The organism is Kitasatospora sp. NRRL B-11411 (assembly GCF_000721345.1).
GTDB lineage: Bacteria > Actinomycetota > Actinomycetes > Streptomycetales > Streptomycetaceae > Kitasatospora > Kitasatospora cineracea.
Map to the genome: position 1 here is coordinate 1 of NZ_JOGH01000156.1, position 13,110 is coordinate 13,110.

Annotated in this window: 11 protein-coding genes and 5 pseudogenes; 7 read left to right on the forward strand and 9 right to left on the reverse strand. The window is 76.9% G+C overall.

Annotated elements, in window-relative coordinates:
• Positions 1-94: pseudogene (locus IH44_RS45920) on the forward strand (fasciclin domain-containing protein); the annotation flags it as partial.
• 183 nt (positions 95-277) lie between these two features.
• Here the strand turns inward: IH44_RS45920 and IH44_RS0136210 are convergent.
• From IH44_RS0136210 to IH44_RS49905, 3 genes and pseudogenes are all read right to left on the reverse strand, one after another.
• Entirely contained in the window at positions 278-520 is a 243-nt protein-coding gene (locus IH44_RS0136210) for a chaplin (protein WP_030464079.1), read from the reverse strand.
• A 408-nt stretch (positions 521-928) separates the two neighbouring features.
• A pseudogene (locus IH44_RS49900) lies at positions 929-1,261 on the reverse strand (ricin-type beta-trefoil lectin domain protein); the annotation flags it as partial.
• A gap of 329 nt (positions 1,262-1,590) precedes the next feature.
• Positions 1,591-2,316 (reverse strand): annotated as a pseudogene (locus IH44_RS49905) (hypothetical protein); the annotation flags it as partial.
• Positions 2,317-2,941: 625 nt separating this feature from the next.
• On the opposite strand from IH44_RS49905, the gene IH44_RS0136220 reads away from it, so the two are divergent.
• A complete protein-coding gene (locus IH44_RS0136220) occupies positions 2,942-4,003 on the forward strand; it encodes an NAD(P)-dependent oxidoreductase (RefSeq protein ID WP_030464081.1) in 1,062 nt (353 codons plus the stop codon).
• 43 nt (positions 4,004-4,046) lie between these two features.
• On the opposite strand, the gene IH44_RS0136225 is transcribed toward IH44_RS0136220, so the two are convergent.
• Together IH44_RS0136225 and IH44_RS0136230 are read right to left on the reverse strand one after the other, a co-directional pair.
• Positions 4,047-5,213, reverse strand: coding sequence for a sensor histidine kinase KdpD (locus IH44_RS0136225; RefSeq protein WP_030464082.1), 1,167 nt, complete (start codon positions 5,211-5,213; stop codon positions 4,047-4,049).
• On the reverse strand, positions 5,210-5,980 hold the full coding sequence (locus tag IH44_RS0136230; protein ID WP_232795230.1) for a response regulator transcription factor: 771 nt from the start codon (positions 5,978-5,980) through the stop codon (positions 5,210-5,212). The genes IH44_RS0136225 and IH44_RS0136230 overlap by 4 nt, the downstream gene beginning before the upstream one ends.
• A 259-nt stretch (positions 5,981-6,239) precedes the next feature.
• On the opposite strand from IH44_RS0136230, the pseudogene IH44_RS48830 reads away from it, so the two are divergent.
• The 3 genes and pseudogenes from IH44_RS48830 to IH44_RS0136240 all read left to right on the forward strand — a co-directional run.
• Positions 6,240-6,887 (forward strand): annotated as a pseudogene (locus IH44_RS48830) (glycosyltransferase family 2 protein); the annotation flags it as partial.
• Positions 6,861-7,574: a DUF2064 domain-containing protein gene (locus IH44_RS48835; protein WP_232795231.1), complete on the forward strand. Its 714-nt coding sequence runs from the start codon at positions 6,861-6,863 to the stop codon at positions 7,572-7,574. The pseudogene IH44_RS48830 and the gene IH44_RS48835, both read left to right, overlap by 27 nt.
• Complete coding sequence (locus tag IH44_RS0136240; RefSeq protein ID WP_051818040.1) at positions 7,571-8,218, forward strand: methyltransferase domain-containing protein; 648 nt, start codon at positions 7,571-7,573, stop codon at positions 8,216-8,218. Before IH44_RS48835 ends, IH44_RS0136240 begins: the two co-directional genes overlap by 4 nt.
• Before the next feature lie 30 nt (positions 8,219-8,248).
• Here IH44_RS0136240 and IH44_RS0136245 read toward each other — a convergent pair whose 3' ends face one another.
• The 3 genes from IH44_RS0136245 to IH44_RS45925 form a co-directional block, all read right to left on the reverse strand.
• Positions 8,249-8,896, reverse strand: a complete 648-nt coding sequence (locus tag IH44_RS0136245; RefSeq protein WP_030464086.1) for a cytochrome b/b6 domain-containing protein — start codon at positions 8,894-8,896, stop codon at positions 8,249-8,251.
• Positions 8,880-9,542 carry a molybdopterin-dependent oxidoreductase gene (locus IH44_RS0136250; RefSeq protein WP_369795041.1) on the reverse strand — a complete coding sequence of 221 codons (663 nt, stop codon included), beginning with the start codon at positions 9,540-9,542 and terminating at the stop codon, positions 8,880-8,882. The genes IH44_RS0136245 and IH44_RS0136250 overlap by 17 nt, the downstream gene beginning before the upstream one ends.
• A 169-nt stretch (positions 9,543-9,711) precedes the next feature.
• The gene (locus IH44_RS45925; RefSeq protein WP_063759757.1) at positions 9,712-11,142 is read right to left on the reverse strand and encodes a glycosyltransferase 87 family protein; all 1,431 of its coding nucleotides are present in this window, start codon (positions 11,140-11,142) and stop codon (positions 9,712-9,714) included.
• Positions 11,143-11,399: 257 nt separating this feature from the next.
• Here IH44_RS45925 and IH44_RS0136260 point away from each other — a divergent pair, with 257 nt between their 5' ends.
• Entirely contained in the window at positions 11,400-12,515 is a 1,116-nt protein-coding gene (locus IH44_RS0136260; protein WP_051818043.1) for a molybdopterin-dependent oxidoreductase, read from the forward strand.
• Between the two features lie 32 nt (positions 12,516-12,547).
• Complete coding sequence (locus IH44_RS0136265) at positions 12,548-12,955, forward strand: hypothetical protein (RefSeq protein WP_030464090.1); 408 nt, start codon at positions 12,548-12,550, stop codon at positions 12,953-12,955.
• Here IH44_RS0136265 and IH44_RS0136270 read toward each other — a convergent pair.
• Positions 12,927-13,110: pseudogene (locus IH44_RS0136270) on the reverse strand (5'-methylthioadenosine phosphorylase); the annotation flags it as partial. The gene IH44_RS0136265 and the pseudogene IH44_RS0136270 sit on opposite strands and share 29 nt — an antisense overlap.

Consider the following 13,110-nt stretch of genomic DNA (forward strand, 5'->3'; position numbering starts at 1 on the left):
CGTCAACACCAACTCCAAGGTCCTGTGCGGCAACGTCCAGACCGCCAACGCCACCGTCTACATCGTCGACACCGTCCTGATGCCCACCTCCTGACACCCACCGGCCACGCACGAGGGCCCCTCCCCGGTCGGGGAGGGGCCCTCGGTCCGTCTTGCCTGTCCGGGTACCGCGCGGCCGGCGGGTCGCTCGTGGTGAGCCCGGGCGGTTCGCCCGGGCAGGCGGACGGACGGCCCGTGCGGGCCCGGTGAGCTCCGGGCCCGCCGGTGGTGTGCCGGGTCAGCCCACGTTGGCGCAGGAGTTGCCGAACGCCGGGTTCAGCGCGCCGATGACGCTCACGGTGTTGCCGCACAGGTTGACCGGGACGTGCACGGGGACCTGGATCAGGTTGCCCGAGAGGACGCCGGGCGAGCCGGCGGCGACGCCCTCGGCCCCGGCGGACGCGGACGCGACCCCGGCGGTGCCGAGCACGACGGTGGCGGCCAGCGCGGTCAGGGCGAAGTACGTGCGGGTGTCGGACATGTCGACTCCTCGGTGTCGGAAGAGGGCGCCGTCCCGGGCGGGGCGACACGGGTGATTCGGGATGCCCGGGCCCGCGGCGTGGTCGCGGGGCGGCGTTTCACCCCATCGGGTGCATTCCGATCCGAGGCTCAAGGGCCCGGAGCGGTGCGGCCGCACGGGTCTTCCTCTCCTGCGGCAGCACGCTCGGCAGTACGTTCGGCGGCGCGGACCCGCGCGGGTCCGCGCCGCCGTGTCCGTCCGCTCAGGCCAGGGCGAACTTCTGTGCGCCGGAGCCGTTGCAGTCCCAGATCTGCAGCCGGGTGCCGTTGGCGGTGGCGCCCGAGGGCGAGTCGACGCACCGGCCGCTGGTGCGCTGTTGCCGCCCGCGATGTCCAGGCACCTGCCGAGGGTCTGCAGGGTCTGACCGCTCCAGGTCCACTTCTGGTCCTGGGAGCCGGGCTGGCAGTCCCAGAGCTGCACGGCCGTGCCGTCGCCGCCGGTGTCGTCACCGGCCACGTCCACGCACTTGCCGCCCGGCCCGTAGATCGGGGTGCCGATGGCGAACTTCTGTGCGCCGGAGCCGTTGCAGTCCCAGATCTGCAGCCGGGTGCCGTTGGCGGTGGCGCCCGAGGGCGAGTCGACGCACCGGCCGCTGGTCCGGCGCTGTTGCCGCCCGCGATGTCCAGGCACCTGCCGAGGGTCTGCAGGGTCTGGCCGCTCCAGGTCCAGTGCTGGTCCTTGGCGCCCGACTGGCAGTCCCACAGCTGCACGGCCGTGCCGTCGCCGCCGGTGTCGTCACCGGCCACGTCCACGCACTTGCCGCCCGGCCCGGTGATGGTCTGGCCCGTCACCGTGCCACCGCCGCCCCCGGAGCCCGGTCCCTTGTTGTAGACGGCGACCGAGTCGACGATCAGCTTGCCGCCGGAGACGGTGGCCGCGTTCGGGCCGCCGCCGAAGGCGTCCGGGAAGCCGCCGCCGATCGCCAGGTCGTAGATGATGAAGAACGGGTGGTCGATCGCGTTGGCCCAGGTCGTCGCGTCCACCTGGTTGGCGTTGACGGTGTAGAAGTTGTTCCCGTCCAGGTAGAACCGGATCTGCTCGGGCGACACCGAGCGGTCGATCTCGGTCGCGTAGTCGTGGAAGCCGCTCTGGCAGCCGGGACAGGCGCGCTCGCCCGAACCGATGCCGGTGGACTCGTTGCACGGGCCGCCCGGGTTGACCCCGCAGTGGATCGTGCTGAAGACCGAGCTGCGGCCGTTGATGTCCTCCATGACGTCGATCTCGCCGGACTTCGGCCAGGTCACCCCGTCGCGCAGCGGCGCGCCGAGCATCCAGAAGGCCGGCCAGTAGCCCGCGCCGTTGGAGGTGGTGACGTCGGGCTGCTGGAGGACGGACTCGATCCGCACCACCCCGCCCGCCGGGGCGCCGAAGGCCGCCGACTGGGTCTCCACCCGGCCGGAGGTCCAGCCGGCCCGCGGGTCGGAGCCGGAGTGCAGCGCCTGGAGCACCAGGTGGCCCTGGCCGTCGTAGTAGACGTTCGAGGTGCTGCTGGTCATGGTCTCGATCTCGCCGGTGCCGAAGTTGCTGCCCGGTCCGGTGTCGTACTTCCACAGGCCCTGGTCGATGCCGGTGCCGGCGGCGCCGTTGAAGTCGTCGCTCCAGGTGAGCGAGAAGCCCGACGGGGGCGCGGGCGCCGCGACCGCGGTGCCCGTCGTCGTCGCGCTGATGGTGGCGGCCACCGTGAGCGCGGCGGCGGGGAGCAGCGAGAGCGCTCTGCGCCACCGCGGGTGTCGTGTCCGTGTCTGCTGGGGTCGCATGTGTTCAGCCTCCGAGTGGGGATCCGATCGCGGGGGATCGGTGAGGGGGCCGGTGCCCCGCACGCGCCCGGGCCGAAGTCCACCGGTGCACGCGGGGGGAGGGTGTGGCGCGCAGCGCTGCGGTCGCCCTTTTGAAGCAGGGTGAGGGGGCGCCAGAACCCTTCCGGGGCAGTTGAGTTGTGCAGTACAAATTCTGCGCGGTGAACCTATTTGGACTGAACCAATGAAGTCAATACTGCGTGCCGCCCCCTCCTCCCGGTGGGCGCGGCGGAGTCCGCAGCGCCCCGGCCGAGCCGCCCGGGACTTTCGCGGGAGGTCTGGACATGCGGCGCGGCCGATGGTTGCATGCCGTTCTGTCCGCTCGTTCCAACGTTGGAATGTCCGCCCCGGGCAGATCCTCGGCCTGCGCTCCGGGCTGCCCGCTTCCACCCCGGTCGGAGATCCGAAGTCCCCGACCGGCCACCCACCTCCCCCACCTCCCCACCCACCGGAGAGCGGATCATGGCGAACCCGAAGGCCCCGGCTCCCCCGTCGGCGCGAGGTCCTTGCGCGAGGTCCTTACCGGTCCGTGACGGCGCCGTCCGTCCCGGCCGGGTAGGGCGCGGGCCCGGGTAGCGTCCCGGGCATGAGGATCCTGGTGACGGGCGGGGCCGGTTTCATCGGTTCCGCGGTGGTCGGCGCGCTGCTCGCGGCCGGCCACGAGGTGCGGGTGCTGGACGCGCTGCTGCCCGCGGTGCACCCTTCGGGCCGGCCGGTGGCGGTGCCCCCGGGCGCGGAGTTCCGGCACGGCGACGTGCGGGACGCCGACGCGGTGGAGGCGGCGCTGGCGGGCGTGTCGGCGGTCTGCCACCAGGCCGCGATGGTCGGTCTGGGCACCGGTTTCGACGACGCCCCCGACTACGCGGGGTGCAACGACCTGGGCACGGCCGTGCTGCTGGCCGCGATGGCCCGGCGCGGGGTGCGCGACCTGGTGCTGGCGGGCTCGATGGTGGTCTACGGGGAGGGCGCGTACCGCTGCCCGGTGCACGGGCCGGTCGCCCCCGGCCCGCGGCGGGCCGCGGAGCTCGCCGCCGGGCGCTTCGAACCGCCCTGCCCGCGCTGCGCCGCCCCGCTGCTCCCCGGGCTGGTCGCGGAGGACGCCCCCGCCGACCCGCGCAACGTGTACGCCGTCACCAAACTCGCCCAGGAGCAGTTGGCCGCCGCCTGGGCCCGCACCTGCGCGGGCCGGGTCCTGACCCTCCGCTACCACAACGTCTACGGCCCGGGCATGCCCCGCGACACCCCGTACGCGGGCGTGGCCGCCCTCTTCCGTTCCGCGCTCGCCCGCGGCGAGGCCCCCCGGGTCTTCGAGGACGGCGCCCAGCGCCGCGACTTCGTCCACGTCTCCGACGTCGCCGCCGCGAACGCCGCCGCCCTCGCCGCCCTGCCGCACCGTCCGCCGGGCAGCACCCGCGCCTACAACGTGGGCAGCGGCGAGGTCCGCACCGTGGGCGACCTCGCCCGCGCCCTCGCCACCGCCCTGCGCGGCCCCGCTCCCCGCACCACCGGCGAGTACCGCCTCGGCGACGTCCGCCACATCACCGCCGACTCCACCCGGCTGCGCACCGAACTCGCCTGGCTCCCCCGGGTCCCCTTCGCCACCGGCCTCGCCGAGTTCGCCACCGCCCCGGCCGTGCAGCCGGTCTGACCCTCCGTCAGCCGAGCTGCTCCCCCTTCCCCCTCCGTACCCGTCAGCCGCTCCGCGCGGCGGGGAGGGTGATCTCGAAGCAGCAGCCGCCGTCGACGTTGCGGACCCGGGCGCGGCCGGCGTGGGCCTCGACGATGCCGCGGACGATGGCCAGGCCGAGACCGGCACCGCTGTCGGTGGCATCGGGCGTTCCGGGGCCGGTGGGGCCCGCGGGGCCGGGGAGGCGGGGGGTGCGGGCGGGGGTGCCGCGCCAGCCGGTCTCGAAGACCCGGGGCAGGTCGGGTTCGGGGATGCCGCCGCAGCCGTCGGTGACGGCGAGCACGACCGTGTCGGCGTCGCGGTGGGCGGAGACGGCGACGAGGCCGTCCGGCGGGGTGGCGCGGATCGCGTTGACCAGCAGGTTGCCGATCACCCGGGTGATCTCCCGGGGGTCGGCCTCGACCGGGTCGGCGGCGATCCGCCGCCCTTCGAGCCGGACGCCGCGCTGCCGGGCCAGCGGGTGGGCGCCGGCCAGGGCGTCGTCGACCAGGTCGTGCAGGGAGATCCGGGAGGGGGCCAGGGCGAGGGCCCCGGCCTGGATCCGGGAGAGTTCGAACAGGTCGTCGACCATGCCGGTGAGCCGTTCCACTTCGGTGCGGATCCGGGCCAGGTAGCGTTCCGGCTGTTCGGCGACGCCGTCCTCGAGGGCTTCGGCCATCGCGCGCAGGCCGGCCAGCGGGGTGCGCAGGTCGTGCGAGATCCAGGCGATGAGTTCGCGCCGGGAGGTGTCCAGGGCCCGTTCGCGGTCCCGGGACTCGGCCAGCCGGGCACTGGTCGCGGCGAGTTCGGCGCTGACCGCGGCGAGTTCCCGGCCCAGCGGCCGATCCGGCGGGGTGAACCCGGACTCGCCGCCGACGGTGCGGGCCGCCCGGGCCAGCGCCCGGCCGCCCGCGGTGACCTGCCGGCCGAGCAGCGCGGCGGTGAGCAGCGCGACCACCGAGGCCATCGCCAGGACGGTGCCGACCACCCCGAGGTCGTGGGGGGAGAGGAACATCGCCTGGGCCACCGCGAACGTCCCCGAGGTGACGGCCAGGACGCTGACCACCGCGACGGCGAACAGCGTGAGCGCCAGCGAGCGGCGGCGCAGCAGGCGCAGCGCGGCGAGGCCGAGCAGCCCGGCGGCGGCCGCCCCGAGCGCGGCGAACAGCGCGATCAGCAGCAGGTCCTTCACGCCGCACCGCCCGCGCCCGTGTCCACGCCCGCACCCTGGTCCGGCCCGGCCGGGTCGTAGCGGTAGCCGACGCCCCAGACGGTGGTGATCAGTCGGGGTGCGCCCGGGTCGTCCTCGATCTTCTCGCGCAGTCGCCGGACGTGGACGGTGACGGTGGACAGGTCGCCGAAGTCCCAGCCCCAGACCCGTTGCATCAGCTCCTGCCGGGAGAACACCGTCCCGGGGTGCCGGAGCAGGAACGCGAGCAAGTCGAACTCCCGGCTGGTGAGCGGGAGTTCGCGGTCGGACCGGTGGGCGCGGCGGGCTCGGGGGTCGAGTGCCAGGTCGCCGGAGTGCAGCGGGGCGGCGGGGGCGGGCGCGGTGCGGGCGCGGCGCAGGATCGACTGGACGCGCAGGACGAGTTCGCGCGGGCTGAAGGGTTTGGTGACGTAGTCGTCGGCGCCGAGTTCCAGGCCGAGGATCCGGTCGGCCTCGTCGCCCTTGGCGGTGAGCAGCACCACGGGCAGGTCGGGGCGGTCGGGGCGGGCGCGCAGGCGGCGGAGGACTTCGAGGCCGTCCAGGCCGGGCAGCATCAGGTCGAGGACGAGCAGGTCGGGCCGGTGGCGTTCGGCCAGGTCGAGGCCGTGCTGTCCGTCCTCGGCCCGGTCGACGAGGTGGCCGGCCCGGGTGAGGTAGCCGGCCACCACCTCGCCGACGGTCGGGTCGTCGTCGACGACCAGGACGCGGGCGGGCTCCGGCGGTTCGGCGGGGGCGGGGCTGTGGGTCACCCGGCCGAGGATACGAGCCCGGGCGGGTGGGCCGGTCCGGTCCGGGCCGCCGTCCGGGCCGCCGTTCGGGTTCCGTAAGGTCTCCCGGCCCCGCCCGCTCCCGCCCCGCCCCGCTTCTCCCCGCCGCACGGCCTCCGTACGACCGCCGTACGACGTCCGCACGGCCTCCGTACGACTTCCGTAAGGCGGCGGAGCGGCCGCGGCCGGGGGCGACGTGGTTAGCGTGGCGGCTGTGACTCCTCCTCTCTTCCCGTCCTCGGTGGACGTGGTGCTGCCCTGCCTGGACGAGGTCCGGGCGCTGCCCTGGGTGCTCGGGCGGGTGCCGGCCGGCTGGCGGGCGATCGTGGTCGACAACGGTTCGCGGGACGGTTCGGCGGCGCTGGCCGCCGAATTGGGGGCGACGGTGGTGACGGAGCCGCGGCGCGGTTTCGGCGCGGCCTGCCACGCGGGGCTGCTGGCGGCCGACGCCGAGCTGGTGTGCTTCCTGGACTGCGACGGCTCGCTGGACCCGGCGCAGCTGCCCCGGGTGGCCGGGCCGGTGCTCGCGGGCACGGCCGACCTGGTGCTGGGGCGGCGGCGGCCGGTGTCGTCCGGCGCGTGGCCGCCGCACGCCCGGCTGGCGAACGCGGTGCTGGCCCGGCGGCTGCGGGCGCTGACCGGCGCGGCGCTGCACGACCTGGGGCCGATGCGGGCGGCCCGCCGGGACCGGCTGCTGGCGCTGGGGCTGGGCGACCGCCGCTCGGGCTACCCGCTGGAGATGGTGCTCGGGGCGGCGGCGGCCGGGATGCGGATCGGCGAGGTCCCGGTCGACTACCGGCCGCGGGCGGGGCGCTCCAAGGTGACCGGGACGGTGCGCGGCACCCGGCAGGCGGTGCGCGACATGCGGGCGGTGCTGGCCGCGCCGCCGCCGACGCTGCTGGTGCTGGCGAAGTCGCCGGTGCCGGGGCGGGTGAAGACCCGGCTGACCTCGCGGTTCACCCCGGAGCAGGCGGCGGCCCTGGCCGCGGCCGCGCTGGCCGACACCCTGGCGGCACTCGGCCGCGTCCCGGCCGGGCGGCGGCTGCTGGTGCTCGACGGCGCCCCGGGCGACTGGCTGCCGCCAGGCTGGGAGGTGCTGCCGCAGGACGGCGGCGGCCTGGACCGCCGGCTCGCCGCGGCCTTCGGGCACGCCGCCCGGCTGGCCCCGGACGCCCCCGCGCTGCTGGTCGGCATGGACACCCCGCAGCTGGACCCGGCGGCCTTGGCCGCGCCGCTCGCCGCCGCCGAGCGCCCGGGCGTCGACGCCTGGTTCGGCCCGGCCGAGGACGGCGGTTTCTGGGCGTTCGGCCTGGCCCGCCCGACCCCGGCGCTGGCCGCCCGGCTGCTGCACGGCGTCCCGATGTCCACCTCCGGCACCGGCCGCGCGCTGCACCGCCGCCTCGACGAGGCCGGCCTGACGGTCCGTCGGCTGCCGACGCTGCTGGACGTCGACCACCCCGAGGACGCGGCCCGGGTCGCCGCCCTGGCCCCGGGCGGCCGCTTCGCCGCCCTGCACGCCCGGCTCACCACCGCCGCGCCCCGCTCCCCCGCCGGCCCGCCCCGGGCGGAGCGGTGAGCGCCGTGCCCTGGGCGGACGACCCGTTCGGGCGGGCGGTGCGGGCCGGACGCGGACCGCTGTGGTTGCGCCGGACGGACGGCGGGCGGCTGCCGCTGGAGGTGGAGCGCTGGTGCGCGCCGGCCGCCGGGGCGGACCTCGGGCTGCTGGCCCGCTGCCGGGGGCTGTCCGCACCGGTGCTCGACCTGGGGTGCGGTCCGGGCCGGCTGGTGGCGGAGCTGCTGGCGACGGGGGTGCCCGCGCTGGGAGTGGACGTCTGCGCGGCCTCGGTGGACCGCACCACCGGCCTGGGCGCCCTCGCCCTGCACCGCTCGGTGTTCGACCGGCTGCCCGCCGAGGGCCGCTGGGGCGCGGTGCTCCTCGCCGACGGCAACCTGGGCATCGGCGGTGACCCCGCCGCCCTGCTGGCCCGCTCCGCCGGGCTGCTCGCGCCGGGCGGGCTGGTACTGGTGGAGACCGCGCCGGAAGAGGTCGACGAGGTGGTGCCGGTCCGGGTGGAGGGCCCGGACGGCGCCGGCCCCCCGTTCCCCTGGGCCCGCTGCGGCCCGGCGGCCGCCCTGCGCCACGCCCGCACCGCCGGACTGGCCCACCGGGAACAGTGGCGCTCCCACGGCCGGTCCTTCCTCGCCCTCCACCGCCCCTGACCCCACGGGGGCCGGGGGTCGGGGAGGGGGTCACCCCCGCCCTGCGGTTTCCGTCCGCCGCTCCGCCCCGGCCGGCTGTCCTTCCTCCGTCCACTGGGGGTGCTCGCGCGCGGCCCAGTCCCGTTCGACGCTGCCGGTGCGCATGCCTCGCCGGGCCTCGGGGTCGCGGGCGGCCATCCGGAGGTGGCCGGCCACCACGACGGCGACGGCGAGCGCGAACCAGTCGTGGACGAAGGTCGCGCCGGTCCGCCAGAGCGCGGGCGCCAGGTGGGTGAACCACATCAGCAGGCCGGTGCCGAGCATCACCAGGATCGTGCCGAGCGTCCACTGCGCGTACAGCTTCTGCCCGGCGTTGAACTTCCCGGCCGGCCGGTGCGGGGAGCGGCGGCGGAGCGCGCGCAGCCAGTCACGGTCGGCGGCGGTGAACCGGCCGAGCCGGGTGGCGTCGCGGCGCATCGCCCGGGTGGCGAGGGCCAGCAGGAGGGGGACGGGCAGCAGCAGGCCGCTCCACTCGTGCACCGTGGCCAACAGCCTCCGGCGGCCGACGAGTTGGGACAGCGGCGGCAGGTAGAGGCAGGCGGCGGTGGCCAGGCAGACGAGCATCAGCGCGGCGGTGGCGCGGTGGGCCCGGCGCTGGGCGGGGGTGAAGCGGGGCCGGCGGTCAGGCGGTCGGGGCATCGTCGCGTCCGTTCGATCGGCCGACCCAGGCGTCCACGTCGTAGCCGAGCCGTTCCCAGTAGCCGGGGCGGACGGTGTCGGTGACGGTGATCGAGGACAGCCACTTGGCGGACTTGTAGAAGTACATGGGGGCCACGTAGAGGCGCACCGGTCCGCCGTGGGCGTGGCCGATCGGGGTGTCCTGCATCCGCAGGGCGACCAGGACGTCGTCGCGGCGGGCCTGTTCCAGCGTCAGGCTCTCGGTGTAGGCGCCGTCGAAGCAGCCGAAGCTCACCGCGCGGGCGTCCGCCCGCACTCCGGCGGCGTCCAGCAGCGCGGACAGCGGAACGCCCTCGAACGGGGTGGCCGGCACCCGCCAGCCGGTGACGCACTGCACGTCGTGGACGATCCGGCGCTGCGGGAGGGCCCGCAGGTCGGCCAGCCGCAGGGTAGTCGGGCGGTCCACCAGGCCGTCGACGGTGAGGGTGTAGTCGGCCTCCCCGCGGTCGGGCACCGAGGCGGTCACCGAGTAGTAGCGGAACCCGCCCCCGCCGGGCAGCAGCCCGGTGAGCCCGGTCGGGTCGCTGCGGGTGACCGCGTCCTGGGCGCGCTGCAGCCAGGGCCCGGCCGCGACCCCGGCCGCCCCGAGCCCCAGCAGCCCGAGCACCACCCGCCGCCCGACCGGCGCACCGCGCTCCGCCGCTCCGGCTGTCCCGTCCGTTCCGGCTGTTCCGGCTGTCCCGGCTGTTCCGGCTGTTCCGGCTGTTCCGTCGTCTGCGTCCACGGGCCGATTCGACCAGCCCGCCGGGCCGTTGACCAGGGCCGCGGAGGCGCTGTCAGACTTCCGTCATCTCTTCCGCAGCCGGAGCCGGAGCCGGTCCCGCACCTGGTGCCGGAACCGGACCCGGGACCGCGGCCGCCCCCGCTGCCCGGCGGGACCGCCGCCAGGCCGCGGCGAGGACGACCGACAGGGCGGCGCCGTAGGCGAGTTGCTGCACGCGTTCCCCTCCCGCCAGGTACAGGACCTGGGCGGCGGCGGGGACCGCCAGCCACTCCCAGCGGCCGTCGAGGGCGGCCAGCGCGACCACCGGCAGCCCGTACCAGGGGTACCCGGGGCCGGCCAGCAGCAGGGCCCCGCCGGTCACCAGCAGGGCGCCCCGCCAGGGACGTCGCGGGTCGCCCCGGCGCAGCACCCGGAGGACCAGCGCGGCGAGCAGCAGCCCGGCGGCCCACGGGACCGCCCGGTCGGGCAGGGCCGCCCGCAGCAGTCCGAACCGTTCCAGGCCGTCCTGCCGGTAGCCCTCCTCGCGCAGGTAGCCGGGCAGGTAGCCGAGCACCCCGGTGCCGGACGGCAGCACGTACGGCAGGTAGCACAGCGCGAACACCCCGCCCGCGGCCCCGACCGCCCCGAGCCCGGCCCGGAACGCCCCGCGACTGCGGCCCCCGCCGCCCCTCGCGCCGCCCAGCGCCCCGGAGAGCAGCCCCGGCAGGGCCAGCGCGGGCAGCAGTTTGACGGCCGTCGCCGCCCCCAGCAGCGCGCCGCCGGCCGCGGCCCTCCGCCGGGCGGCCAGGCCGAGCCCGGCCACCGTCAGCAGCGTGCCCAGGACGTCCACGTGCGCGTCGTTGACCGCCCACACCGCGACGCCCGGGCACCAGGCCCACAGCGCGGCCCGCCGCCGTCCGCCCGTGACGGCCAGCAGCGCGCCGGTGGTGGCGACGGCCAGCAGCGCCCCGGCGGCCTGCGCGGTGCGGACCCGGTCGCCGAACGGGTGCTGGGCGAGGAACCAGGCTTCGGCCAGCGGCGGGTAGACGGTGTGCACGGCGGGCCGGTTGATCCGGGTGCAGGCCCCGTCGGCGGTGCGCCGCTCGTCCCATCCCCGGCAGCCGTCGCCGGCCGGGAACAGCCCGGGGTCGCGCAGCGGGGCGAGCGCCGGGTCCTGCGGGGCGTGCGCGTACGGCGAGATCCCGGCCGCCTGCACCCGCCCGTCCCACACGTACCGGTGGGCGTCGTCACTGGTGCGCGGCGGCACGAGCAGCCCGGTGGCGGCCACCAGCACCCCGCCGGCCAGCACCAGCCGCGCCACCTGCCGCTCCGGCACCCGGCGCAGCAGGAGCAGCGCGCCGCCGAACAGCAGCGCGTCGGCGGCGTACCAGCCGTACAGCGGCGGGCGGTTGCCGAGCGTGCCGCCGGTGGTGAAGGTCAGCACGAGGCACCCGGCCAGGGCCGCCAGGGCGAGGGCGCAGAGCAGTGCGGGTCGTCCGGTCACCGCTCCACCCTGGCACCGCTGCGCCGCCGAACGGCCGGGCCGGGCCCGGCCGTTCGCGTTCCGTAAGCACCCCGCCGAACCGCCCGCGCAACTCCCGATCCGCCCGCGCGACTCCCGATCCGCCCGACGTTCGGATTCCGTAAGCAGGTCGCAGCCCGTCCGCCGGGCCTGGTCGCGCTTCGATGGAGGACGTGAACTCCCTTCCTCCGGCTGCCCGTCGGCGGCTCGACCGGCCGCTGCCCGCCCCGCCCGACGCGCTGCGGCGCGGCCCGTTCCGGGCGGGGGCGTTCCGGTCCCCGGCCCGGGGACCGCGCACCGCCGTGGTGCTGGGCCGCTGGCTGGGCGCGGCGCTGCTGCTGTGCTTCGCCACCGGCCTGGTCAGCCATCTGCTGCAGGACCCGCCGCACTGGCTGCTCGCGGTCGGGCTGCCGACCCGGCCGGTCGGCGGCTACCGGGTGACGCAGGGGCTGCACGTGGCCTGCGGTCTGGCGGCGGTCCCGCTGGCGGGCGCGAAGCTGTGGTCGGTGTACCCGCGCCTGTTCGAGTGGCCGCCGGCCCGGAGCGTGCGGCACGCCCTGGAGCGGGCGGCGGTCGCCGCCCTGGTGGCGGCCGTCCTGCTGGAGCTGTTCACCGGGCTGCTGAACACCTTGCAGTGGTACCCGTGGCCGTTCCCGTTCCGGCAGACCCACTACTGGACGGCGTGGACGGCCGTCGGCGCGCTGCTGGTCCACCTCGCCGTCAAGGCCCCGGCGATCGCCGCGCACTGGCGGCGGTCCGGCACCGTCCCGCTCGCCGGGCGGCGGGCCCTGCTGGCGGCGACGGCGACGGCCGTCGGGGCGGTCACCCTGACCACGGCCGGCCAGTCCGTGCCGTGGCTGCGCGCCCTCGACCTGTTCGCCCCGCGCCGCCCCGGCGCGGACGGCAGCGCCCTCCCGGTCAACCGCACCGCCGCGCAGGCCGGGACCGCCACCGTCCCCGCCGACTGGCACCTCACCGTCAACGGCCCGACCCCCTACCGCCTCGACCTCGCCGCCCTGCGCGCCCTGCCCCAGACCACCGCCGTCCTCCCGATCGCCTGCGTGGAGGGCTGGAGCGCCGACGGCCGCTGGACCGGCGTCCCGCTGCCCGACCTGCTGCGCCGCGCCGGACTTCCGCCCGGCTCCGCCGTCCGCGTCACCTCCCTGGAAGCCGACGGCCCCTACCGCACCACCGACGTCCCCGCCCCCTACGCGGACCACCCCCGCACCCTCCTCGCCCTCGCCCTGGACGGCCGCCCCCTGACCCCCGACCACGGCTTCCCCGCCCGCCTGATCGCCCCGAACCGCCCCGGCGTCCTCCAGACCAAGTGGGTCACCCGGATCGACCCCCTCTGACCCCCGCCCCTCCTCCCTCCCCCGGAGCCCCCATGCGCCCCGTCCGCACCGCCCTCCTGCTCGGCGGCCTCGCCCTGCTCCTCACCGGCCTGACCGGCCTGCTCACCGACCCCCGCGTCAGCGACCCGTTCGACGTGCTGCTGTGGGCCGCCGGGCTGCTGGTGCTGCACGACGGGGTGTGGCTGGCGCTGGTGTGCGGAGTGGGGGCGGCTCTCACGGGGCGGCCGCTGCTGCGGGGTTGGCTGGTGGTCGTGGCGGCGGTGGGTGCGGTGGCCGTTCCGGCGGTGCTGCGGGCGGGCGACGACCACGGGAACCCGACGCTGCTGCCGCTGCCGTACCTCCGCAACGGGCTGCTGTTCCTCGCCGCGAGCGCCACTGCGGCCGCGCTCGCCGCCCTCGTCCGCCGGGCCGTCAGGAGGGTACCCCGGGCAGGCCGGTGACCATCCCGTCCAGGGCGTGGGAGCAGGGGCAGTCGCGGGTGGTGGGCAGTGATTCCAGGGCTTTGAACAGGACGGTGCGCAGGCGGTCGACGTTGCGGGCGAAGACTTCCAGGACTTCGGCGTGGGTGACGCCCTCGCCGGTCTCGACGCCCGCG